This window comes from Gilliamella sp. B2923, from assembly GCF_026536565.1.
Classification (GTDB): Bacteria; Pseudomonadota; Gammaproteobacteria; order Enterobacterales; family Orbaceae; genus Gilliamella.
The window spans coordinates 201,370-224,021 of the sequence record NZ_JAFNNZ010000001.1 but is presented as its reverse complement, the minus strand read 5'-3'; the positions used below and the strand labels follow the sequence as shown (position 1 = coordinate 224,021).

Genomic DNA, 22,652 nt, shown 5'->3' with positions numbered 1-22,652 from the left:
ATAAAATCAATGTGGCTTACGTAAATATAAAGCCCAATAAGGTAGCGCTACTGCTAAACCACCCAAAATATTCCCGATTGTCACAGGAATTAAATTATTCAATATAAAATGCTCAACTGTTAATTCTTTAAACGCATCGGGTGAAACGCCAACTGCCGTCCAAAACTCAGGAGAAGCAAAATTATTAATCACAATACCCATAGGGATCATAAACATATTGGCAATACTATGTTCAAAACCACTTGCAACAAACATCGCCACCGGTAATACCATGATTAACATCTTATCTAATAAACTGCGACCAGCATAACTCATCCAAGCCGCTAAACACACCATTAAGTTAGCAAGTAAGCCCAGAAATACGGCTTCAACAAATGTGTGATGTAATTTATGATCAGCGGTCTGTAGTACATTCAAACCCCACAATCCGTTAGCTACCATATACTGTCCGGAAAACCAGATAACTGCAACAAACAGTATAGCACCAATAAAGTTACCAATATACACAAAAATCCAATTGCGTATCATTTTAAACCAACTGACTTTGTGCGTCATTCTCGGCAAAATTGTCAGTACGGTAGAAGTAAAAAGATCAGCGCCACAACAAACAACAAGCATCAGTCCTAACGAGAAACAGATACCACCAACCAATTTGGCTAAACCAAAAGCAACGGTTGCCGTTCCGGTTGTAACAGTGATATAAAAAACAAAAGCGATTGAAATGAAAACACCGGCAATGATGGCTGAAAGAATTGTGCTACTAGGGTGTTTATTTACTTTGTAATTGCCAATCTCTTCGGCAATTTGGGTCATTTGTGCGGGAGATAACGAGTCCACAAGCTTATCATTACTCAAGTTGACATCCTCAAAAAAACTAGGGTTTTATGAGACGCATAGTATACTCAAAATTTGAAGCAGATCACGTTTTTTTTGTTAAAAAACTTTAAAACTTAAAAAAACATTGTGAGAGCGAAAATCAAGGCTCAACCGCATAACCACCTTATCTAACCATGATTAGGGAAGATAAAATGGCTTACGGCGATTACTAGCAAAGATTATCTATTGTCGAGTATCTTACTGACTTTTATTAAATAGTTACGTGACTCTTGAGATACGTGCGATGTTACCAGTTTTCGATACACTTGTTGTGGGGTCATTGAGTTAATTATATTAATAGCCTCATTACGATCACTTGAGAAAGTTCTTAATACACTTCCTGCACCACCATTGTAAGATGTGATCATGGCATATCTTAATGAGATAGGATTATTAATACCGGCTAAATATTTCGTTTTCAGCAATGACAAATAAGCTGTTCCCATATCGACATTATTACGAGGGTCAAGTAAATATTGTCGACTCGGTTCACCGGATTTACCCCGTAACTTGAAGATATCACGACCAGCGGTATGTTGTTGAACTTGCATAAGCCCTAGCGCATCAGTTCGACTTACCGCAAATGGGTTAAATGCTGATTCAACTTCCATAATAGCTAAAATTAGTCGCTCATCAATTAAGTAGCGGTTAGAAGCTTGAGTGACAAGCGGTAGGAATTTTCGAGCACGTTGGTTGATATGGTTGGGAACAAGTTTAATTTCAACGTAAGTGATTCTATGTGAACCGGAGTTACGGGTTTTCATGTTATTGCTTATTAGATAATCAGCAAAACTATTGGCTCGCCCGCTCCAACGTATTGGTTGGCGATCTTGGTCTAATACCTGATTATATAAAAAGGGTTCTTCTGATAAATCTTGGCTAACTTTATCTCGTCGAATAATCTCGACCGGTTCAGGCATCAATAGTGTTGAGACAATTGCCTCTTTTAAATTAATTTCCGGCGTATCGGATAACGTTTCAATAGTAATTACGCCGGAAACAAAGTTAATATGCACCCGTGTTCTTAAATTATCTTCATATTGCACATAATCTTTGGGCCCAGCAATAAGCACTTCTTTTGGTCCCCAAATCTGTTCTATATTATTCGCATATTGACTTATTAAGATATTAAATGCATTGGTATCTTTAACATAATAATCTTCATCTTCTTTCTTTGAATTAGGACCGGGACAAGCGGTTAAAAGACTTACTGTTACCAGCAGTGTAATAATTTTTATTTTATTTTTCATGTTAGCTCTCAATGTTCTGGTTTATACCCATCAATAACGACATCTTCACCTTCAAATAAAAACTTAACCATTTCAGATTCAATTTTTTTGCGATGCTCAGCATTCATCATATTAAGTTTGTTTTCGTTAATTAACATTGTTTGTTTTTTAAGCCATTCTTGCCAAGCTGTTTTGGAAATCTCATTGTAGATACGTTTACCAAGCTCACCAGGATAGAGCTGAAAGTCTAAGCCTTCGGCATCTTTTTTTAAATAATGACAATAAATAATACGACTCATATTTAATCCTGTTTTAGAAACTATTATTTGTTAAGCGCTGATTATAACCGAAAATAAATCGAGAAAAGAATAAAATTATTTAATATCTCAATTTATGCCGAATCATTACATAAATGAATTTTAATTCAAAATAAATGAATAAATATTTACTTTACACCCTTATAAAAAGGCATAAAATAGAATAAAAAGGCTTAAAACAGAATATAAGGACTGAATAATGCAATCCAATGTGACTCGAGAATTATTTGATAAAGTGATATTACCCGTTTATGCTCCTGCTCAATTTATTCCGGTAAAAGGAAGTGGTAGTCGTGTTTGGGATCAAAATGGCGAAGAGTATATTGATTTTGCCGGTGGCATTGCAGTTAACGCTTTGGGGCACTGTCATCCACGATTGATCAAAGCTCTACAACAACAAAGTGAAAAGTTATGGCATGTTAGCAATGTGTTTACTAACGAACCGGCTTTAAGTTTAGCCAAAAAGCTTATCGATAATACCTTTGCTGATCGTGTTTTTTTTGCTAACTCAGGTGCCGAAGCCAATGAAGCAGCTTTCAAATTGGCTCGTTATTATGCCACGCAAAAATACAGTCCTTATAAAACCAAAATCATCGCTTTCAATCAGTCTTTTCATGGGCGAACTTTTTTTACTGTTTCAGTCGGCGGGCAGGCTAAATATTCCGACGGTTTTGGACCCAAACCGGCTGATATTATCCATGTACCTTTTAATGATCTTGATGCAGTTAAAGCGGTTATGGATGATCATACTTGTGCAGTTGTACTGGAACCGGTACAAGGTGAAGGAGGTTTAAGTTCAGCAACAACTGAATTTTTAACCGGCGTTCGAGCGTTATGCGATGAATATAAAGCGCTACTGGTATTTGATGAAGTGCAGTGCGGAATGGGACGAACCGGCAGCTTGTATACCTATCAACAATATGGCGTTATACCCGATATCTTAACTTCTGCAAAAGCATTAGGTGGCGGTTTTCCGATAAGTGCGATGTTAACAACCGAAGATATTGCATCAGTTATGCATCCGGGTGTACATGGCACCACTTATGGCGGAAATCCTTTAGCTTGCGCTGTAGGCTGTGAAGCGTTTGATATTATCAACTCACCAGAAGTACTTGCAGGTGTAGAAAAGCGTCGAGCAATATTTATTGAGCATCTTGAAAATATAAATCAACAATTTAACGTATTTAGGGAGTATCGTGGCAAAGGTCTATTATTAGGTGCTTACTTACAACCTGAATATCACAGTAAAGCCCGCGACTTTTTAAATGCCGCAGCTGAATGTAAAGTAATGATTTTAAATGCTGGCCCGGATGTATTGCGTTTTACACCGTCTTTAATTATCAGTGAAAACGAAATTCAAGCCGGAATGGAACGCTTGTCAAAAGCAGTCGAAAAAGTTGTCAATTCCTAAGTTTTTCTATACAGTAACGGCATTTTAAGTGATTAAGTGCCGTTAATGCACTTAAAGGACATTTTTTATGACCGACATTCGACCATTAAACTATGCTAAAACACATTTTATTTTAAGTGCACCCGATATTTCACATTTACCAATTGATAGTGGCGTTGAAGTTGCCTTTGCCGGCAGATCTAATGCCGGTAAATCAAGTGCACTTAACACATTAACCAATCAAAAATCTTTAGCAAGAACCAGTAAAACACCGGGACGAACGCAACTTATTAACCTATTTGAAGTGGAAGAAAATTGTCGTTTAGTCGATTTACCGGGCTATGGTTATGCACAAGTTCCGGAAGCGATTAAACGCAAATGGCAAAAATCATTAGGCGAATATCTGCAAAAACGAGAAAGTTTAAAAGGCTTAATTGTATTAATGGATGTTCGGCATCCGCTTAAAGATCTCGACCAACAAATGATTGAGTGGGCTGTATCAGTTGATATTCCTGTTATGCTACTGTTAACTAAAGCCGATAAACTCGCTTCAGGCGCATTAAAAAAACAGGTTAACATGGTTAAAGAAGCTATCTTACCTTTTCAAGGTGATATTACTGTTGCACCGTTTTCATCGCCAAAACGTATCGGCTTAGAGCCTTTGAAACAGAAATTAGACCAATGGTTCAGCCAACAATAAAGGAACGTTAAAATGGATAGTTCAGCCTTTTCATTTCAATCATTATCACCCGACGTTATTTTTGCTAGTTTGGCAACCGTTGGTATTCGGGTTGATTCGGGGCTGACTGCTTTAAATAGTTATGAAAATCGTGTCTATCAATTTTATGATGAGGATCGCATACGATATGTCGCCAAATACTATCGCCCCTATCGTTGGAATCAGGCACAAATTCTTGAAGAGCATCAATTTACTAAGCAACTATCAGAAGCTGATATTCCTGTCGCTGCGCCATTAACCTTTAATGGTCAAACTTTGCATGAATATGAAGGCTACCTATTTGCTCTGTTCCCAAGTGTAGGAGGACGGCAATATGAAAGTGATAATATCGAGCAGATGGAATCGGTAGCCACTTTGCTGGGACGTATTCATCAAATTGGTGCAAAACAACCTTTTATTTATCGCCCCACAATTGGACTCGAAGAATATCTTTATCAGCCTAAAGAAGTTTTGTTAACCTCTAATTTGATCCCTAAGAAAATCCATGACGAACTCAAGACCAGTTTAACCCACTTAATACAGATTGTTGAGCAGCATTGGCATACCGATTGGCAACCAATTCGCCTGCATGCTGATTGCCATGCAGGTAATATATTATGGCGTGATAGTGCCATGTTTGTCGATTTTGATGATGCACGTAATGGACCAGCGATTCAAGATATTTGGATGTTACTCAATGGCGATCGAAAAGCGCAACAATTGCAACTTGATAGCATTCTTGAATGCTATCAAGAGTTTTATCATTTTGATATAAACCAACTGAGTTTAATTGAACCACTTAGAGCAATGAGAATGGTGCACTACCTAGCTTGGATAGTTCAGCGTTGGCAAGACAGAGCTTTTCCAATCGCATTTCCTTGGATACTCGATGCTGATTTTTGGTATCAGCAATTAGCTGAATTTAATCGGCAAAGTCAAGCCATTAAAGCACCACCGCTACAATTGATGTCAATGTTTTAAATTGAGCAGTATCAAGAATCAATCACGCCAAATAACCTCTATCGCAAATCGGGACAATGGTATCATTCAATATTCAGCAAGAGAGCAAATCATCGATTGATTAAGGTTAATAAATTCACTAAGTCGGGGGCATTTGCCACCAGTTGCTCTTTTTTCTGTTTTGAAAGCTGTTTTATACGATACTCAAGTTTCAATGCGGTTGATCTGTCACCGACACTGATTTGATAAACAACGGTTAAACTATGATGCCCTTTAAGGTGTTTAGCACCTTTACCATTTTGATGCTGGCGTAAACGCCTGGCGACATCAGTTGTGATACCGGTATATAAAGAGTGTTTAGCCGTTCTGATAATATACAAAAACCAAATAGCAGAATGATTACCCATAACCAAATTTAAAACGCAGATGTAATTTAGATGGATATAATACGCTGTTTAACCAATTTAATCAGTAAAGTCCCGTTCTATTATTAGAGATGATCGGTTTGATTAATCGATGTCAACGTAAAATAACCACACGAGTCAATATCATCTTGTTTATAATTAATAATGCTAATGCTGGTATTTGCTAAAATTTCTGTATTTTGTAAATGTTCTTGCCAATTTCCACCCGTAAGAACATAAATCAGTTGTCTTAACAATGAACCATGCGAAACAATTAAAATATTTCCATGATGATTTTCAGTTATGATATCGTCAATTGCCTGTATGGAACGCATAAATACACTTCTAAAATCTTCTCCTTGATTGTCAGCTATTGAATATTTTTGGGCATCAGTTTGTAAATAGATAAAGTTTGGGTCAGCATAATAATCGGGCACAAATTTACCCTCCCATTGACCAAAATCAATCTCTTTTAATCCTTCATGCAAATTTAAGGAAATATCTCGGTTATTAATAATAAGCTTTGCAGTATCAACAGCCCTCTTTTGTGGGCTTACGTAAGCGTTAACAAAATTCACCTTGTTTACTGCTTTAGCAGTTAATTTTGCTTGATTAATACCATTTAAAGTGAGTTGAGAATCTGATGATCCTTGAAATAACTGTAATTGATTCCATTTTGTTTCACCATGGCGGACAAAATAAAGATTGATGTTTTTAAACATAAAGTTGTTACCTTTCAATTTTTTGAAGTAGAGAAATATTTTTTGAGGCTGATTGATTTGATGACATAAATAAATAGTGAAAAATAGATCAAAAAATAAATCATATTGTTACCTGTACCGATTTGCTGTGAAGATAAATAGATAATCTCTACCGTTGTGGTAATTAAGCAAAGAAAAAAGTAAAAAGTGAGATAAATTGGCGTGTTCTGATTTTTTTTGATAATCAAATAAATCAACAGCGCAATACAGCACAGTATGACCAAGTAAAGCAGTGTTGAAAAAACATCTAATTGAGAATGAGCAAAATTCGAATATAAACCATAACTGATAGAATAAAAGTTAATCAACAACACAACTAAAATCAGAATAATCGATACTTTTTTCATCTGTTCTACCTTATTAATACTAAATTTTGCTCATCTCATCATTGCCAATGATTGTGCTGTTTTAAACAAAGTAATTGGCTTGTTATAGTTCAGTTTTTATGACAACTTTTAATACTGATTGTTTAGGATCAGTCGATAAGTCAATCGCTTCGCTTAATTTATCTAAAGGAAAAACGTGGGTTATCATTTCTTGAGTATTGAGCTTTTTCTTCTCAAGCAGATCTAACGCTTCCGGGAACTCATAAGGTGTCACCGAATAAGTGCCGATAATACTAATTTCATCCTTAAAGAAACGGCTGGCATCAATATTCACCATTTTATTTTTATCAAACCCGGAAAAGACAATGATTTTCCCCGCCCTTCTTACCAGATTAATTGCATCAGACACTAATGATGAAACCCCGGCAGCAATAACAATGACATCAACGCCTTGCCCATGGGTAATTTTATTCACTTCTTCAAAAATATTTTTCTCTGCAATATTAATTGCATAATCACATCCTACTTTTAGTGCTGTTTGTAATTTAAATTCAGACATATCACTAATAATGACTTTATTTGCGCCTTTAATTTTGGCTAACTGCGCATGTAAGATGCCGATTGTTCCGGCGCCCATAATAAGTACACTATCATTAGGTCTAATATCTGCTTGCTTAAGACCATGCAAACAACAAGCAATAGGTTCAATTAAGGTAGCTTCTTCATCTGTAACACTATCGGAAACCTTATGGGTCAAATGCTTTAAATGTAATTCGGGAATACGAATAAATTGGGCAAAACCACCGGGATCGATATTATTTGTTCTAAATTGCTCACAAATTGTGTAATGTCCTTTATTACAATAGTGGCAAGTAAAACAAGGAACATGTATTGCGGTGATAACTCTATCGCCCAGCTCAAAACGATCAACGTTTTGGCCTTTTTTAACAATCTCACCGACTACTTCATGTCCTAGCACGGTAGGCTTATTAACACTATCGCCCCTAATTTTTTGAATATCGGTACCACACAAACCACAGGCGAGCATTTTTATCAATACTTCATTATCAGAAATATCAGGAATCGGAAGATCCTCTGTTCTTAAATCGTTTTGTTTATAACATACTGACGCTTTCATCTTTATTGTCCTTTTTACTTTGAAATTCTAAACGGTTTTTTAAATCAAAAAATGGCTGGTAATAGTGTTTAAAAACGGAATTGTAATAGTGATTTATTTGCAAATTGGGGATATACCGAACCATATAGTTATCACTCTGCTTATCTGAATTTTTATCAATATAGTGATTTTGATATCCGGCTAACATGACTGCGCCTTTGCAAACCGCTTCTTTGATATTACACGATATGATTTCTCGACCAAGAATGTCGGCTTTTAACTGCAACCACAGTGGATTTTTTGCCGCCGCACCGATTACCTTTATTATGGGGTGATAGCTTGCGGTTAATTGCTCAATAGTGGTCAAGGTATTTTTTAATTCAAAACACAATCCTTGAAAAACAGCCAATAATATATTTGATAAAGTGCTGTTTTCATCAAACCCATACCAAAGCCCTTTGGCATCAATATTACGCTTAGGTGGTCCACTTCCCCGCAAATGCGGAATAAAGATTGATAGGTTTGCTTTGAGGTAAGGTAAATCGGTCAGTTTGCCAAGCAATGAATCGATTAATTGATTAAATTCATCATCACTCACCGAAAAAGATCGTTTAAACCACTCAATGCTATATCCCGCTGACGGAAGCGAAGCATAAAGCGTATATAAATCATCAATAACATATTGCCCATTTGATAGATGACTATCTAAAAAACCGTTGTCAAAATTGGCTTGATTACGTAATAACAGTAATCCTTCAGTGGTGCCGGTTGAGTTTAGAATTTCACCCGGTTTAAGTTCGGCTGCGATCGAACCACACATATGGTCATGACCACCAATTGAAACCATGATTGACTGATTACAATTGAGTTTTTGGGCCAACGCTGGTTTAAGTTTCGCAATATTTTTGCCGGATTGAACAAGATCGCAAAATAGATGATTGAGCGCAAAAGCTGACGCAATTTTTTGTGACCAACAATGATTTTTCAGATCATAAACCAGCGTTCTTGACGCAAGTGAAGGCTCTGCTCTTTTTACATCAGTCAATTTATAAGCCATATATTCGGCAATACATAACCATTTAACTTTATCGATATCCAAATTAATGTTTTTTCGAATCCATAAAATTTTAGTTAAACTATAGTTACTATGCACAGGAATACCGGTAATTGCATAAAGCTCATCATCGGTGAATTTTTGATTAATTTCTGCTACATTTTTCTTAGTTCTGGTGTCATACCAAGTGATTGCCGGGCCTACCACCTCACCTTTTTCATTAATCAGTACACCTGATTCACCTACGCTTGCAATAACGATATTTTTGACATTTTGCGCTAGAGAAGATGAACCAATAAGCGTAATTATAGCCTTTTCAAGCTGGTTATATAACGATGTAATATCAAAGTCCGATCCATATTCTGAAATCACTTTAGGGGTTTGAAAAGCAACGCTATCAACCAGTTTTAGTGAAGGCAATTCAAAAACACATAATTTACAATTTGTTGTCCCGATATCGATCCCAATCGAGTACATATTAACCTCCTTACTTACCCTTTCGCTCGATAGTTTTCAAGCAAATTGAGTGTACACCCACTACAAAATAACAAATTAATCATATAGTTAAATTTATTCATCTTGAAAAAAAGTGTAGCTGTCTCCATTCCGATAAGTTGCCTTATCAAATTCATTACCTTAATTAAAAGTGTTATTTATAGTGGGTATACGTTATTTTTTTAGGCCAGATCCCATGTTTTTTTAGTGTGGCGATACAATAAAAGACAAGTGATGAAAATTATTGGAATTAACGCTAAAGCGATATAATTTCCTTCAAATACTTTTACTGCCCAAAAACGGTAGGGATTACCACCATCTAATAAGCTTGAAAATTCACCGTCGGTTTTTACCGGGAAATTAATACTTTTTGCAATGTTGGTAATTATCGGCGCCACTGCTGAAGCAACATAAAGATTCACAATTAAGCAAGGTATGCCGATAATAAATGATCTCACAATATTGCCACGACAAGCTAATACCACCATGGAAATAGGTACCCAAATATTGGTTAAATCGCCAAGTGGTAATAACCTATTACCGGGTAATATGATTGATAAAATCAATCCAACGGGAATAAGTAAAAGTGCAGTAGAAAGCACCGATGGATGCCCAACAGCAACAGCAATATCTAAACCAATGTATAAATTTTTTCGGTTAGGAAATTTTTTATTTAAAAATTGCTTCACTGCATCGGATAATGGTAACAATCCTTCCATGAGTAATTTAACCATTCTTGGCATAATTAACATGACAGCACCAAGATTAATTGCTAAGTTTAATATCCCTTTAACATCATAACCCGCCGCTATACCAATTGCGCCACCTATGACAAATCCAATCATCATCGGTTCGCCAAAGATACCAAATCTTTTTTGTATCGTTTGAGGATCGGCATGCAATTTTTGTAATCCCGGTATTTTATCTAAGATAAGATTACCTAACACACCAATAGGAAAGAAGATAACAGATGATAGTGTCGGAAGTGATATACCGGGTAACTCAAAATACTTTTGAATCATAGGCGCACACCAGTCAGCCAAAACAAAAGTTATCACGGCAGTAACCCCTGCTATAATCAATCCATAGACAAAGCTGCCAGTACTGCTATAAACCAGCGCACCAACAAAGGTAAAATGCCAGAAATTCCATAAATCAATATCGACAGTTTTAGTCCAATTAACGGTTAACATTACAATATTGATAATAATGGTCATTGGAATTACAAAAGGGGCAATCGGTGAAGCCCAAGCAATTGCTGCTAACGGTGGCCACCCAAGATCAATGACGGGTAAATCAATTCCGGCATGTTCAACTAAATCAGTTGTTGCACTGCCAAGACTGGTTCCTAACAAGTCAAAAATAACAAAGATACCAACAAAGCCCATTCCAATGGTTAATGATGAACGAATTGCCCGCCCTATTTTTACCCCTAAACACAGTGCCATTATAAAGATGACAACAGGTAACATGACGGTCGGCCCGAAGCCCAAAATATATTGGACAACTTCAAGTAACTTATCAGCCATAATCAATCTCCTTGCAAGATCCTAACGATTTCGGCTAAGACTTCTTCTTCACCTATAGTGGTAATTAAAGGTACGCCATTGATAATTGGTGTTTTCTCTAATTGATAAGACACTTTAGAAGTCACGATAATTAAATCAGCCATACCGTCTTGAGATTGTACAGTTGCGACATCAGACTGAATGTTCTCAACCTCGATACCATGCTCGGCACAATAATTTTTAACTTTCTCAGTTGCAATAGTTGAAGTTGCAATACCACTGGTACAGGCAAAAATGATTCTTTTTTTCATAATAAAGCTCCTTATTTCAAAATATCTTTTAAGATTTTTTTGATTTCAAATTTGTTATTACTTTCAACTATTTTTTGCAAAATCTGATCATTGCTGAACGATGATGCTAATTTCATTAAAAAAGTTAAGTGGGTATCGGATTGTTTTAACAGTAAACCAAATACGATATTGACGGAGAGGTCTTCATCAGTTTCGGCATTTTTAAAAATAATGCCTTGTTTACTGGTCACAACAAACATGCCATCTTTTTTTACAAACTCACTGTCAACATGAGGCATCGCAACATTAAGGGTTTTTAATTTAAATCCGGTTGGATGTTCATTTTCTCGTTCAATAACTTTTTGTAAGTATTGTTCTGTAACATAATGATTTGCTAATAATTCATGGCTAATGGCTTCAAACATTGCTTCTCGGCTTTCAAAGCTTTTGTTTAAAAAAATAATATTGTCATCCAATTGTTCTAATTGCATATTTACCACCTATGACGTTAGTTTAACGATGAATGTTTAATAAATTCATAGATAGTATTTTGTTGTAAACAACTTGCTTCACATCGCCTTTTGCTTTTAACAATACTTTAATAAGATTATATTCATTATTATTAGCGACATATTGTTTACCAATTGAACTGATATAAGCTCTACGCAAATCACCACCGACATTGAGTTTAACAACATTATATTGGCTAATTTTTTGCAAAGTTTGATCATCAATTCCTGAACCACCATGGATGACCAATGATACGGGGGAAATGTCGGATAGTTTGCCAAGTAAATCAAAGTCTATTTTGGGCTGTTGTTCAAAACCGTGCACATTACCAACTGATACAGCCAAAGTTGCACAGCCAGTTCGTTTAACAAATTCTTGAACTTGATTAGGATCGGTTTTGCGATCGGCTTCATTAACTTCATCGTCCTCTTTACCGGTGATGGCGCCTAACTCTGCTTCTACCGGAATATTGTATCCACCACAAAAATCGACCACTTTTTTTGTCAATTGAATATTTTCTTCAAAAGGTAAATGAGAGCCGTCAATCATAATTGAGGTAAAACCAGCCTCAACCGCTTGCTTAACATCTTCAAAAGTTTTGCCATGATCCAAATGCAGACAAAATGGTGTCTTCATGGTACTAGCTCGATTACGAACCATATCGACAATATATTTATAACCCGATAACACGATGTTTGTCGGTGCAATCTGCACCATGCTTGGTATGTTGCTCTCTTCAATTGCATCTAATATGGCTAAAGTTGTTTCCAAATTTGTTGTATTAAATGCGCCAGCTAATGTTTTTTGTTTTTTAGCTTCACCTAATAAAGTATACCCATTGACTAATGCCATAACTAACTCCTACTTTCGTCTAAGTGTTGTCCCCAAGTAGTTTACGTTTGATTTTAGCCATACATTACCAAACTCGATTGGTAGACCATTATCAAGGTAAACTAATTGTTCTAAATGAAGAACGGGGGAGATATCACTAATATTTAATATATCTGCCCGCTCCTTACCTACCACTCGGGCTGAATAACGGCAGTCCGAATGATCTATTTTTTTATGGGTAATGCGTTCAATTTGGTTAAATAAACTATGTTTAGTAAAATCGACCTGCTCTATTTCAGGACATAAAGCTAAATTGATTCGGTTTTCAATAAACATGATTTTTTCACCATTGACGCTTCTTACCCTTTCCATATAAAAAATATTTGCGTTAAGCGGAACTTGTAATTTTCCACTAATATATTCGTTTGCTTTCTCTACTCTTTTGGTGATAACCTCGGTGGTGAACTTGACGTGCTGCATTTCTAACGATTCGGCAAATGACTGTAGCCCATAACCTAATTGATAAGAGATGTTTTCAGCTTTTACATACGTTCCTTTACCTTGAATCTGTTCCAGCACAGATTCATTAATCAGTAACTCTACCGCTTTTCTAACAGTGCCTCGACTAACAGAAAGTAGGCTCATGATCTCGTTTTCCGACGGGATTCTGTCACCCGCTTTTAAATCATTACGATAAATCTGATTTCTTATCCACTCTTTGACTTGTACATAAAGAGGTGTGCTAGAAAATTTGTTGATACTCATTGGTTACCCCAAATATTAGTTAAGTTAAATATACATCCATAGACAACTATGTACAACTATGGACAACTAGTTTTTAAACAAAATGTGAGTTTAATCACATTTTAATATTTATCAATAAAATTTAGATAATTGACTGTATTTAGTTCTGATATAACTTAAAGATAATAAGATGCTAAATAACAATAAGGAATTGTTGAAGAAATAAAATTATTTTGCAAATAAAAAAGTCATATTTCAAAGCGCTATTTAGCGATAAGTTTATTTTTTTTCGATAGTCAGGCTAAATTATTTGGCAGATTAAAGATAGATTTAACATTATTAATAGTAAACACACGGAGGCATAAATAAAAACGGCATCCAACAAAAGGGTTACTTACTTACCTTTAACAATTTTTAAGCTAAATACATTTGAGCTAGCTAGTAACCGATATCTTTTCGCAAACTTCGCCCGTTAATATTGACTGTTTCATTTACTTTAAGCTTGATAGTGTTTAAGATAAACTCATTTTTTGATGTATCTTAGGACTTTAAAACTTGAATAACTTTGCAAACATTATTGAAATCGAGCGCGGCAATATGAAGTTCGCTTACGTACAAAATGATGAGATAAATTATTTGGAACTTTTTGACCAATTTTTGTCCGAAGAAGGACATCATGAGCTACTCGATCCAAGTGATAAAATTGAGAGATATACTTATCTAATTAATCACAATCAATCTAAATTTATTTTCAAAATAGATGGCGGTGTTGAGCATCGTTTAGAACGTCGACTTATTGCTAAAATCACTGGTGATTTTTATTTTAATCTAATTCGTAAGCTGGCTAAAATTTCGTTGGATAAATGCGATATCGCTTATGAACTCTATTTAGTCGCTTTTGATAAAACCACCAATCGCCACTATATGATCTTTAATTTTATAGAAGGACGTTCATTAACATGGGATGAAATGCGTGAATATGGAGAGCAAGTTAAAGCATGTATTGAAAAACTGCATAGTTATAATCTTGTTTCAAACGATGTTCATGGTGGTAACTTTATTTTAACTCCAGAGGGTAAAATCAAAGCAATCGACTTAACTAACTCCGGTTTTATTTGGTTAACTAAAGCCAATGATGCAATCGAATTGCGTGAGCGTTTTGGCATTAAAATTAACGTTCCTTTCCTGGCTATGGCAATTAAAAAATTTACTCACGGATTTAAACGGTTATCACGTAAAATTCGCGGTAAAGAAGATTAATAAATCAAATGAGAGAAAAACAAACTTCTCTCATTTTTCTTTAAAAAATTATAACTAATTCACTATAATAAATAGAATTTTTTTGATAGTTTCTAGTGCTAAAAAATATCTAAATCCTTCTGTTTTAAATACTGGTAAATACTTTTATAACCGTTTAGAATTAAACTAATCAAGCAAAGAAGGATGAGTTATGAGAAAGTTAATTGGTTTTACTGTTTTAGTTGCGTTGCTAACTGGTTGTTCTTCTCAGAAAATGCTGTCAATCTATCAAACAGAAGGTGTAGAAATTACTCAAAACACGTCTGGTGTGGATATCATAAATAAATACAGTACTTCACAACCTATTACGGTCCTTCATTCTTCTTTATCACTCTGTATTGCGCAAGAACTTGATAATAGCCCAGTGGTTTTGAACCGTGAAAACTATCTCAGTTCAGCATGGTGGCCATATTATAATATGCCTACTCAACAAGCAATTACGATAAATGGTGGCGATACTATCAAATTAGTTGAAGGTAATAATGTTGTTGCTAACGCTGTTACCAATTATCAATCACAATCTAAATACTTTGTTAGTTATACATTAACCGCTACTCGCAATGCCAAAAATATCCGTTACCTATTTAGCAATATCAAACAAGCTCAACAATATACTGGTTCTATTGGCAATGAAGGGTTTGAAAATGTAAAAACCTTAGAAAGAGCCCACCCAGATTTAGTTATTGATGCACTCAATAAAGAAGTCGATAAAATTCAAGCTTGTTTATTACATTAATACTGCATCCTCAAAAAAAGTTACAGTTGAGGAACGGTTTTTTTAGTCTAAAATCTATACAAAATTCTTATCAAGACTTTTTAAAAAGTAAAACTCATTATGAAAAAAATTCTTTTTTTATTATTGGTTCCATTTTATGGCTTTGCACAAAATGACATAAATGACTTTTGGAAAAATGATTTTTGGGAAATTAATAAAGTAGTAACTCATGAATTGGATTTATTTGAGTTATCCAATCCCCCCGCTGAAAGATTACAGATACGTTCAGATGGAACGAAATTTATTTACGGTAACTCTTTAACTTTTAATACTAATGGTACTTTCTTATCAAAATACTCTGCCTGGTGTGGTAACGATTGTTTTACCCATTCGGAAGGTATTTATGAAAAAATTGATGAAACACATCTTCGATTACAAATCAATTTTTTTTCGCGTTTTGGCCAGTGTGAAGGCGTAGAAGATAGAACAGTTCGAGATTTAGGAACCTTTGAAATTAAACCAACTGAAAATGGCTTTCAATTAATTAAAATAAGGGATGAATAAAAAACTTGTCATTCAGTTATAAGTTAACAAGCAAGCAAATATCTTTTTTTTACATTAATTGAACTAAACTTTTAACTATTTTTACATCTTTCCTAATTACTCATTATCTGCAGGACAAAAAAGCAAAACTGTCGGACATTTGATTTAAAATTTTGCGGTGCATGGTTTTTAAATGATAAATAGGCAAAATTAGGCATCAATCCATTTTTTAATTAAAATGCTTATAACACTCTTTCTTTTCTATTACATTAGTCATTACTAATTTCTTCCATTTTAAAGATAGCTAAAACTTAAAAGTCTCGATAAATCAATCATAAAATTAATAAGACACTTAATTTAATTACTAAACTAATTATACTAACTTTCTTATTTTTATAATTTCTTTCTGCATTGCTTTACTGCATGCTATAAAAAATCGTTTCAGTATAAATTATGGACTAATATGCGCTCTCGTTTCTGATGTTTATCTTTTTTTAAGAAATTGGATAATCTTCCCCATTACCATGTAATAAAATTAATCGAACACCTATGCCACTCTTATGATAAAACAAGTTGGCACTGTCAATATAAATATAGCTTATTGCTCTTTTCCTTTTGCATCTAATAATCAGGCTAATTAAATATTTTTTTGATTTAATTTAAATTTTATACACTTATTAAACCCACTTTAATGACTGTTACTGCTGCTAATTATTTAAACTAACTTACATTAATTACAAAACTAGTTAGTTAACTTTCTTAATCTTCTGATTTCTTGTTCCTTAACTATACTAGATTTGTACTATAAAAAACTATCTTACAAGAGGTTTAGCTATGAGCATGATGCAACAGTTAAAAGAAAACAAAATCTACATCGGATCATTACCCCTACCTATTTTTATCGTTTGTTCAATTATCGTTATCATCGCCGCACAATTAGATATGCTACCAAGAACATTAATTGGTGGTTTCGCGGTGATTTTACCACTCGGTTGGTGCCTAGGTACCTTAGGACAAAATATTCCTTTTTTCAAAAAATTTGGTGCACCTGCAATATTATCGTTAATTGTGCCCTCTTTATTAGTCTACTATGGCGTATTTGATGACAATACCTTAGCAGCAACTAAAATGCTAATGAAGGAATCTAATTTTCTGTTGTTTTATATTGCAAGTTTAGTTTGTGGCAGTATTCTTGGCATGCATCGCGTTATTTTAATACAAGGTTTTATTCGCATGATGATCCCAATGTTGCTCGGCATGTGCTTGGCAGCATTAGTTGGGGTGTCAGTCGCAGTAGCGTTTGGCGATACGTGGGAACATGCTTTTTTCTATACGGTATCACCGGTTATGGCTGGTGGAATTGGTGAAGGTGTATTACAACTTTCTAATGCCTATAGTAATATTTTAAACCAAGATTATGATTCATTTGTCAGTGCATTAATACCAGCAACTGTTGTGGGTAACTTTTTTGCTATCACCTTCACCGCTATTATCAGCCGAATTGGTGAAGTTAAACCTCATTTGAGTGGTCAAGGTCAATTGGTCAAAATCGAATTTGACGGGCTAGCTGATGCCCTAAAAGAAGACAAAACACCATTGGATGCTCGGGCAATGAGTGGGGCTGTTATGATTTTAGCTACACTATTTATTTTTGGTATGATTTTAGAAAAAATCACTCACTTTCCGGGGCCAGTGTTAATGATTATTGCAACGGCTGTGGTGAAATATTTTCGCTTATTACCACAAAGCGTTGAGCGTGGTAGCCAGCAATGGTACAAATTTATCTCAGGCAACTTTACCTTTCCATTAATGGCGGGATTAGGCTTGTTATATATTGATCTAGCAAGTGTAGTTAAAGTACTAACCATCCCATATTTTATTACCATTATCTCGGTTGTATTTACCGTTTCTATGACTGGTTTTGTCTGTAGCTTCTTCTTAAAAATGCATCCGGTTGAAGCCTCTATTATTTCGTCTTGCCAAAGCGGCATGGGCGGAACAGGTGATGTAGCAATACTTTCAACCGCAAATCGAATGAACTTAATGCCTTTTGCACAGGTTGCAACAAGGTTAGGTGGAGCGTTAATGGTGATTTGTACTACTGCGCTATTAAGATACCTACATATGTAATAGCAAAATTTAACAATGTAGATTAAATGTAAAATATTCTAAGTTTGATTAGGATTTATTAAGTGTAATTAGAAGGGAAGAATCATGACAACAGTTCAAGAAAAAGCGTTAGCAATTAGTAAACAAATGCACGGGAAGTTTGAAGTTCACTCAAAAGTACCGGTTAATTCAATGTCAGATCTTAGTGTCGCTTACACCCCAGGCGTTGCAGCGGTGTGTACCGAAATTGCTAAAAATCCCGAATCTGTGTATGAATATACCAGCAAACGTAATTTAGTTGCTGTAATTACTGACGGCTCAGCGGTATTAGGATTGGGTAATATTGGGCCTGAAGCAGCAATTCCGGTTATGGAAGGAAAAGCAATATTATTTAAACAGTTTGCCAATGTTGATGCAATCCCATTATCGCTTAATACTCAAGACCCAGATGAACTTGTAAGCCATATTGCGGCGCTGGCCCCGTCCTTTGGCGGCATCAATCTTGAAGATATTAGTGCGCCACGTTGTTTTGAAATAGAAAAAAGATTGCAGGAAATTCTAGATATCCCTGTTTTTCATGATGATCAACATGGCACTGCAATTGTAGTTTTAGCGGCATTATATAATGCACTTAAAGTTGCAGGGAAAACGATTGAATCAGCAAAAATTGTGATAAATGGTGGTGGCGCAGCCGGTTTAGCAATAGCTGATATGCTTTTGGCGGCAGGCGTTACCGATTTAAAAATTGTCGATAAAATCGGTATTTTATCGGAGGATGACGCATCGTTACCGCCACACCATTTGGCTATGGCTCGTCGAACCAACCATTCAAAACAAAAAGGTACTTTACAAGATGCCATTAAAGGTGCCGATGTGTTTATTGGTGTCTCTGCGCCGGGTGTATTAAAACCGGAATGGGTATCAACTATGGCAGAAAAATCGATAGTTTTTGCCATGGCTAATCCAACACCAGAAATATTCCCTGAGGAAGCCAAAGCAGCAGGCGCTTTTGTGGTGGGCACCGGAAGGAGCGATTATCCAAATCAAATCAATAATGTGTTAGCTTTCCCGGGTATTTTCAGAGGAGCTTTAGATGCCAGAGCAAAAAACATCACTTTAGCTATGCAACTAGCAGCTGCTAAAGGGTTGGCCAATATTGTTACTCAAGACAAATTATCCGAAAACTGCATATTACCTAACGCGTTTGAACCTAACGTTGCCAAAGTGGTTGCCGAAAGTGTTAGAAACGCAGCGGTAGACTAATCATTACCAACCTTAATTGAACTTGAAAAAAACCTACTGATAAAAACAAATTATTAGTAGGTTTTCTTATCAATCTGTTTATATTAGTATGCATAAGGATTTCGTCTTGAGTTTGTAATATGAACTACTTTTTTAATCGGTTATCGCTTAAAGTCAAATTAATCAGTTTAATTTGTTTGGTTTTTATATTATCAGTTATTGCACAGAATATTTATATTATTCATGTTGTTAACGATGAATACTTAAACCTTTCTCGCCAGCGCACCGAAAATATAGCCACTATCATCTCTACATCAGATAGCATTATTGAAACTTTACAAAATCCGACGGCCAATAATCTTGATTTTATTCAAAACTATACCGAGCAAGCCAGAACATTTGCTCAAGTAGATTATATCGTTATTTTTAATATGCAAGGCATTCGATATTCTCATCCAAATAAAGATAAAATCGGTCAACTTATTGTTGGCGGGGACGAGCAAAGAGCGTTACAAGGCGAGTCTTATACTTCAATAGCCAAAGGCACGTTAGGTGATGCGATACGTGCATTTAGCCCTATTTATAATAAGCAACAACAACAAATTGGAGCGGTTTTAGTTGGGCAAACACTGCAAAAAATTAATCATTTAGTAGCCAGAACAAGTCAGCCTATATGGCTGTCACTTATTGCATCATTAGCCATTGCGATTTTATTAGCCTCATTATTATCCCGTAACATAAAAAAGATATTGTATGGACTTGAACCGTTAGAAATGGCTCAACTTTTTGAAGAAAGAGATGCAATTATCAGAACGGTCAAAGAAGGAATTGTTGTGATTAACCGAGAAGGTTGTATCACTCAAATAAATAATGAGGCAAGAAGAATATTACGTATTGAAGGTAAAAAAGAAAATATTATTGGTCAACAAATTGCTGATGTGATCCCTAATACCCGTTTATACGAAGTTATGATGACCGGCATAGCCGAATATGATTGTGAACAAAATATTAATGGGGTTGTAATTTTAACTAATCGTACTCCTTTATTTGTTAACGATTCGTTAGTTGGGGCAATTGCCTCATTCAGAGATATGACAGAAGTTCGATCACTGGCAGAAAACCTTACCGGCGTCAATCGTTATGCTGATGCTTTACGTTCACAATCACATGAATTTAATAACAAATTACATGTAATTTACGGATTGGCATTTAACAATAATAAACAGGAACTTATCGATTATCTTGAAGAGATAATTGGTAACAAACAAGCTGAATCGAATATCATCAGTCAAGCAATTAAAGATCCGATCGTGGCAGGTTTTCTTAATAGTAAATTTAGTCGAGCACGTGAATTAGGTGTGTCATTATCTTTTAATGTGAGTGGGATCTTAGCACCGATTCCCGATTCTCAAGTTACCCATAGTCTGGTGACTATTTTTGGTAACCTTATCGATAATGGCTTAGATGCAGTCCAATTTTTAGATAATAAACAGATTCAAGTAAATTTATCGATTAATGAAGAAGCGTTTATCTTTGAAGTCAATGATAATGGAGAAGGCATTAGCGAAAAAGATATGCAGCATATCTTCAAAAAAGGTTTTTCAACCAAAGGAGACAATCGAGGGATTGGTCTCTACTTAGTTGTAGCTAGTATTGATGAACTTAATGGTCATATTCAATTATGTGATCAAATTAATAAAAAAGGAACGTGTTTTAAAGTATCATTACCACTTAAACAGCTTTATAGAGGAAAAAACTGTCATGGTAGACGTACTGATTGTTGAAGATGACCCAATGGTGGCAGAATTAAATAAAAAGTATTTGCATATGGTACCGGGTTTTAATTTAGTTGCTAATGTGGTTAATGGTGAACAAGCTTTACATTTTATTCATGATAATCATGTTGACTTAATCTTGCTTGATGTATTTATGCCCAAATTAAACGGGCTTGAGTTATTACAACATATTCGTATTAGTTACCCTAAAATTGATATTATTATGGTAACAGCCGCTTGTAATACCAATGATATTCAAGCAGCTTTACGTCTGGGCGTGATTGATTATATCGTAAAACCATTCACATTTGGCAGGCTCAGAACAGCACTTATTTCTTATCAAGAACGGATACGGTTATTGTCCTCAAGCAAAATATTAAATCAAGATCAGTTAGATGATCGCATTTTTGCCAAACCCGTTAGCCAAAATAAAAGTCTACCTAAAGGGATTGATAGACAGACATTGAAAAAAGTGCGGGAAGTTATCATCGATTATAATAAAGAATTTTCAATGAGTGATATTGTCGAATTAATCCCATTATCTCGTATATCATTGAAAAAATATCTTGATTATTTGGAAGATCTTGGCGAACTGGAAAGCCATTTAACTTACTTATCAATAGGTCGACCAGTTAAATGTTATATTTATCAAAAATAAAGTATTTATGTTGTCAATTTGCCTATGAACGAATTCAATGATAATAATCAGTGATTCAATCAATGACAATTGAATTAACTCGTGGGTAAAATCGCTTATTTAATAGCATATTTATTCCATGCTTATTTCGTCTAATGACAGGCTAAAACTAGGTACAAATACTTCCAAAAAGTAGTCCATTTCCGGGCTATTTCGTTCTGATAATGTTTTTTTCAATCTTTGTTCGGCTAATCGAAATTCATTGTTACCAGCGCTAAGCTCTTCTATAGTCTTTAAATAAGCACATAAGGCATCAGCTTGCTTGACAATACTTTTCTCTGACTCGTCATAATAATCATCATCAATCAACGTTCTAAAGTCGTCTTGTAACTCTTGTGGCAACATATCGATAAGTTTATGTTGTGCAATTTTTTCAATCTTTTTATATTCAGTTGTGATTTGCGGATTGTAATATTTAGTGGGTGTCGGTAAATCACCGGTTAACACCTCTGATGCATCATGATACATAGCAAGCAATGCTATGCGCTCAGGATTGACTTTGCCATTAAATCGTTTATTTTTGATAATTGCTAATGCGTGTGCCACAAAAGCGACTTGAAGGCTATGCTCAGAAACATTTTCAGTACGGACATTTCGCATTAATGGCCAACGGCTAATCAATTTTAATCGTGAAAGATGAGCAAAAAAATGGCTATTATTCATAATAATTATCTCATGCGGTTAAAAATAAAAAACGCCCCCAAATGGAAGCGTTTATATTGTTATCAACGTTATATTTGAT

General features: G+C 35.1%; 24 protein-coding genes. 10 read left to right on the top strand and 14 right to left on the bottom strand.

Annotation, left to right across the window (positions count from 1 at the left end):
• Positions 1–6: 6 nt before the first annotated feature.
• The 3 genes from focA to J3U42_RS00965 form a co-directional block, all read right to left on the bottom strand.
• Positions 7–855 carry a formate transporter FocA gene (focA, locus tag J3U42_RS00975; protein WP_220217986.1) on the bottom strand — a complete coding sequence of 283 codons (849 nt, stop codon included), beginning with the start codon at positions 853–855 and terminating at the stop codon, positions 7–9.
• A gap of 200 nt (positions 856–1,055) precedes the next feature.
• Positions 1,056–2,126 carry a membrane-bound lytic murein transglycosylase MltC gene (mltC, locus tag J3U42_RS00970; RefSeq protein ID WP_220217987.1) on the bottom strand — a complete coding sequence of 357 codons (1,071 nt, stop codon included), beginning with the start codon at positions 2,124–2,126 and terminating at the stop codon, positions 1,056–1,058.
• Between the two features lie 8 nt (positions 2,127–2,134).
• Positions 2,135–2,404: an oxidative damage protection protein gene (locus tag J3U42_RS00965; RefSeq protein WP_220217988.1), complete on the bottom strand. Its 270-nt coding sequence runs from the start codon at positions 2,402–2,404 to the stop codon at positions 2,135–2,137.
• Between the two features lie 217 nt (positions 2,405–2,621).
• Between J3U42_RS00965 and argD the strand changes: the two genes are divergently transcribed.
• From argD to J3U42_RS00950, 3 genes are all read left to right on the top strand, one after another.
• Positions 2,622–3,833, top strand: coding sequence for a bifunctional acetylornithine/succinyldiaminopimelate transaminase (gene argD / locus J3U42_RS00960; protein ID WP_267329949.1), 1,212 nt, complete (start codon positions 2,622–2,624; stop codon positions 3,831–3,833).
• 67 nt (positions 3,834–3,900) lie between these two features.
• The gene (yihA, locus tag J3U42_RS00955; RefSeq protein ID WP_065562307.1) at positions 3,901–4,512 is read left to right on the top strand and encodes a ribosome biogenesis GTP-binding protein YihA/YsxC; all 612 of its coding nucleotides are present in this window, start codon (positions 3,901–3,903) and stop codon (positions 4,510–4,512) included.
• Between the two features lie 12 nt (positions 4,513–4,524).
• Positions 4,525–5,511, top strand: coding sequence for a serine/threonine protein kinase (locus J3U42_RS00950; RefSeq protein ID WP_267335045.1), 987 nt, complete (start codon positions 4,525–4,527; stop codon positions 5,509–5,511).
• Positions 5,512–5,600: 89 nt separating this feature from the next.
• Here the strand turns inward: J3U42_RS00950 and J3U42_RS00945 are convergent, their stop codons facing one another.
• The 10 genes from J3U42_RS00945 to J3U42_RS00900 all read right to left on the bottom strand — a co-directional run bounded on the left by J3U42_RS00945 (position 5,601) and on the right by J3U42_RS00900 (position 13,551).
• Entirely contained in the window at positions 5,601–5,897 is a 297-nt protein-coding gene (locus J3U42_RS00945; RefSeq protein WP_267329947.1) for a GIY-YIG nuclease family protein, read from the bottom strand.
• An 83-nt stretch (positions 5,898–5,980) separates the two neighbouring features.
• On the bottom strand, positions 5,981–6,616 hold the full coding sequence (locus tag J3U42_RS00940; RefSeq protein ID WP_267335043.1) for a histidine phosphatase family protein: 636 nt from the start codon (positions 6,614–6,616) through the stop codon (positions 5,981–5,983).
• 14 nt (positions 6,617–6,630) lie between these two features.
• Positions 6,631–7,002: a hypothetical protein gene (locus tag J3U42_RS00935; RefSeq protein WP_267329945.1), complete on the bottom strand. Its 372-nt coding sequence runs from the start codon at positions 7,000–7,002 to the stop codon at positions 6,631–6,633.
• An 82-nt stretch (positions 7,003–7,084) separates the two neighbouring features.
• On the bottom strand, positions 7,085–8,119 hold the full coding sequence (locus J3U42_RS00930; RefSeq protein ID WP_267335041.1) for a zinc-dependent dehydrogenase: 1,035 nt from the start codon (positions 8,117–8,119) through the stop codon (positions 7,085–7,087).
• A complete protein-coding gene (locus J3U42_RS00925) occupies positions 8,097–9,629 on the bottom strand; it encodes an FGGY-family carbohydrate kinase (protein WP_267335039.1) in 1,533 nt (510 codons plus the stop codon). Before J3U42_RS00925 ends, J3U42_RS00930 begins: the two co-directional genes overlap by 23 nt.
• Positions 9,630–9,829: 200 nt before the next feature.
• The gene (locus J3U42_RS00920) at positions 9,830–11,176 is read right to left on the bottom strand and encodes a PTS galactitol transporter subunit IIC (RefSeq protein ID WP_220217995.1); all 1,347 of its coding nucleotides are present in this window, start codon (positions 11,174–11,176) and stop codon (positions 9,830–9,832) included.
• Between the two features lie 2 nt (positions 11,177–11,178).
• Positions 11,179–11,466 carry a PTS sugar transporter subunit IIB gene (locus tag J3U42_RS00915; protein WP_220217996.1) on the bottom strand — a complete coding sequence of 96 codons (288 nt, stop codon included), beginning with the start codon at positions 11,464–11,466 and terminating at the stop codon, positions 11,179–11,181.
• Between the two features lie 11 nt (positions 11,467–11,477).
• Positions 11,478–11,936: a PTS sugar transporter subunit IIA gene (locus J3U42_RS00910; protein WP_267329942.1), complete on the bottom strand. Its 459-nt coding sequence runs from the start codon at positions 11,934–11,936 to the stop codon at positions 11,478–11,480.
• Positions 11,937–11,958: 22 nt separating this feature from the next.
• Complete coding sequence (locus tag J3U42_RS00905) at positions 11,959–12,807, bottom strand: class II aldolase (RefSeq protein ID WP_220217998.1); 849 nt, start codon at positions 12,805–12,807, stop codon at positions 11,959–11,961.
• Positions 12,808–12,816: 9 nt separating this feature from the next.
• A complete protein-coding gene (locus J3U42_RS00900; protein ID WP_220217999.1) occupies positions 12,817–13,551 on the bottom strand; it encodes a GntR family transcriptional regulator in 735 nt (244 codons plus the stop codon).
• A 534-nt stretch (positions 13,552–14,085) separates the two neighbouring features.
• Between J3U42_RS00900 and J3U42_RS00895 the strand changes: the two genes are divergently transcribed.
• The 7 genes from J3U42_RS00895 (at position 14,086) to J3U42_RS00865 (ending at position 21,871) form a co-directional block, all read left to right on the top strand.
• Entirely contained in the window at positions 14,086–14,790 is a 705-nt protein-coding gene (locus J3U42_RS00895) for a lipopolysaccharide core heptose(II) kinase RfaY (RefSeq protein ID WP_220218000.1), read from the top strand.
• Positions 14,791–14,980: 190 nt separating this feature from the next.
• The gene (locus J3U42_RS00890; protein ID WP_220218001.1) at positions 14,981–15,565 is read left to right on the top strand and encodes a hypothetical protein; all 585 of its coding nucleotides are present in this window, start codon (positions 14,981–14,983) and stop codon (positions 15,563–15,565) included.
• A 99-nt stretch (positions 15,566–15,664) separates the two neighbouring features.
• The gene (locus J3U42_RS00885; RefSeq protein WP_267335036.1) at positions 15,665–16,108 is read left to right on the top strand and encodes a hypothetical protein; all 444 of its coding nucleotides are present in this window, start codon (positions 15,665–15,667) and stop codon (positions 16,106–16,108) included.
• Between the two features lie 813 nt (positions 16,109–16,921).
• Positions 16,922–18,217: a 2-hydroxycarboxylate transporter family protein gene (locus J3U42_RS00880; protein ID WP_220218004.1), complete on the top strand. Its 1,296-nt coding sequence runs from the start codon at positions 16,922–16,924 to the stop codon at positions 18,215–18,217.
• An 84-nt stretch (positions 18,218–18,301) separates the two neighbouring features.
• Positions 18,302–19,459 (top strand): NAD(P)-dependent malic enzyme, encoded by a 1,158-nt coding sequence (locus J3U42_RS00875; protein ID WP_267329938.1) that lies wholly within the window; start codon positions 18,302–18,304, stop codon positions 19,457–19,459.
• Between the two features lie 119 nt (positions 19,460–19,578).
• Positions 19,579–21,222 carry a DcuS/MalK family sensor histidine kinase gene (gene dcuS / locus J3U42_RS00870; RefSeq protein ID WP_267335034.1) on the top strand — a complete coding sequence of 548 codons (1,644 nt, stop codon included), beginning with the start codon at positions 19,579–19,581 and terminating at the stop codon, positions 21,220–21,222.
• Positions 21,200–21,871, top strand: a complete 672-nt coding sequence (locus J3U42_RS00865; protein ID WP_267335032.1) for a response regulator — start codon at positions 21,200–21,202, stop codon at positions 21,869–21,871. Before dcuS ends, J3U42_RS00865 begins: the two co-directional genes overlap by 23 nt.
• A 111-nt stretch (positions 21,872–21,982) precedes the next feature.
• On the opposite strand, the gene yfbR is transcribed toward J3U42_RS00865, so the two are convergent.
• A complete protein-coding gene (yfbR, locus tag J3U42_RS00860; protein ID WP_220218008.1) occupies positions 21,983–22,573 on the bottom strand; it encodes a 5'-deoxynucleotidase in 591 nt (196 codons plus the stop codon).
• Positions 22,574–22,652: the final 79 nt, after the last annotated feature.

What these genes read in the sequence shown, in the direction of transcription:
- J3U42_RS00915 (WP_220217996.1), bottom strand. Translation starts at nt 11,466, where the DNA reads ATGAAAAAAAGAATCATTTTTGCCTGTACCAGTGGTATTGCAACTTCA.
- J3U42_RS00950 (WP_267335045.1), top strand. Translation starts at nt 4,525, where the DNA reads ATGGATAGTTCAGCCTTTTCATTTCAATCATTATCACCCGACGTTATT.
- J3U42_RS00930 (WP_267335041.1), bottom strand. Translation starts at nt 8,119, where the DNA reads ATGAAAGCGTCAGTATGTTATAAACAAAACGATTTAAGAACAGAGGAT.
- dcuS (WP_267335034.1), top strand. Translation starts at nt 19,579, where the DNA reads ATGAACTACTTTTTTAATCGGTTATCGCTTAAAGTCAAATTAATCAGT.
- J3U42_RS00925 (WP_267335039.1), bottom strand. Translation starts at nt 9,629, where the DNA reads ATGTACTCGATTGGGATCGATATCGGGACAACAAATTGTAAATTATGT.
- J3U42_RS00865 (WP_267335032.1), top strand. Translation starts at nt 21,200, where the DNA reads ATGGTAGACGTACTGATTGTTGAAGATGACCCAATGGTGGCAGAATTA.
- J3U42_RS00905 (WP_220217998.1), bottom strand. Translation starts at nt 12,807, where the DNA reads ATGGCATTAGTCAATGGGTATACTTTATTAGGTGAAGCTAAAAAACAA.
- J3U42_RS00875 (WP_267329938.1), top strand. Translation starts at nt 18,302, where the DNA reads ATGACAACAGTTCAAGAAAAAGCGTTAGCAATTAGTAAACAAATGCAC.
- yihA (WP_065562307.1), top strand. Translation starts at nt 3,901, where the DNA reads ATGACCGACATTCGACCATTAAACTATGCTAAAACACATTTTATTTTA.
- J3U42_RS00920 (WP_220217995.1), bottom strand. Translation starts at nt 11,176, where the DNA reads ATGGCTGATAAGTTACTTGAAGTTGTCCAATATATTTTGGGCTTCGGG.
- J3U42_RS00945 (WP_267329947.1), bottom strand. Translation starts at nt 5,897, where the DNA reads ATGGGTAATCATTCTGCTATTTGGTTTTTGTATATTATCAGAACGGCT.
- J3U42_RS00890 (WP_220218001.1), top strand. Translation starts at nt 14,981, where the DNA reads ATGAGAAAGTTAATTGGTTTTACTGTTTTAGTTGCGTTGCTAACTGGT.
- yfbR (WP_220218008.1), bottom strand. Translation starts at nt 22,573, where the DNA reads ATGAATAATAGCCATTTTTTTGCTCATCTTTCACGATTAAAATTGATT.
- J3U42_RS00910 (WP_267329942.1), bottom strand. Translation starts at nt 11,936, where the DNA reads ATGCAATTAGAACAATTGGATGACAATATTATTTTTTTAAACAAAAGC.
- argD (WP_267329949.1), top strand. Translation starts at nt 2,622, where the DNA reads ATGCAATCCAATGTGACTCGAGAATTATTTGATAAAGTGATATTACCC.
- J3U42_RS00900 (WP_220217999.1), bottom strand. Translation starts at nt 13,551, where the DNA reads ATGAGTATCAACAAATTTTCTAGCACACCTCTTTATGTACAAGTCAAA.
- mltC (WP_220217987.1), bottom strand. Translation starts at nt 2,126, where the DNA reads ATGAAAAATAAAATAAAAATTATTACACTGCTGGTAACAGTAAGTCTT.
- J3U42_RS00965 (WP_220217988.1), bottom strand. Translation starts at nt 2,404, where the DNA reads ATGAGTCGTATTATTTATTGTCATTATTTAAAAAAAGATGCCGAAGGC.
- J3U42_RS00880 (WP_220218004.1), top strand. Translation starts at nt 16,922, where the DNA reads ATGAGCATGATGCAACAGTTAAAAGAAAACAAAATCTACATCGGATCA.
- J3U42_RS00935 (WP_267329945.1), bottom strand. Translation starts at nt 7,002, where the DNA reads ATGAAAAAAGTATCGATTATTCTGATTTTAGTTGTGTTGTTGATTAAC.
- J3U42_RS00940 (WP_267335043.1), bottom strand. Translation starts at nt 6,616, where the DNA reads ATGTTTAAAAACATCAATCTTTATTTTGTCCGCCATGGTGAAACAAAA.
- J3U42_RS00885 (WP_267335036.1), top strand. Translation starts at nt 15,665, where the DNA reads ATGAAAAAAATTCTTTTTTTATTATTGGTTCCATTTTATGGCTTTGCA.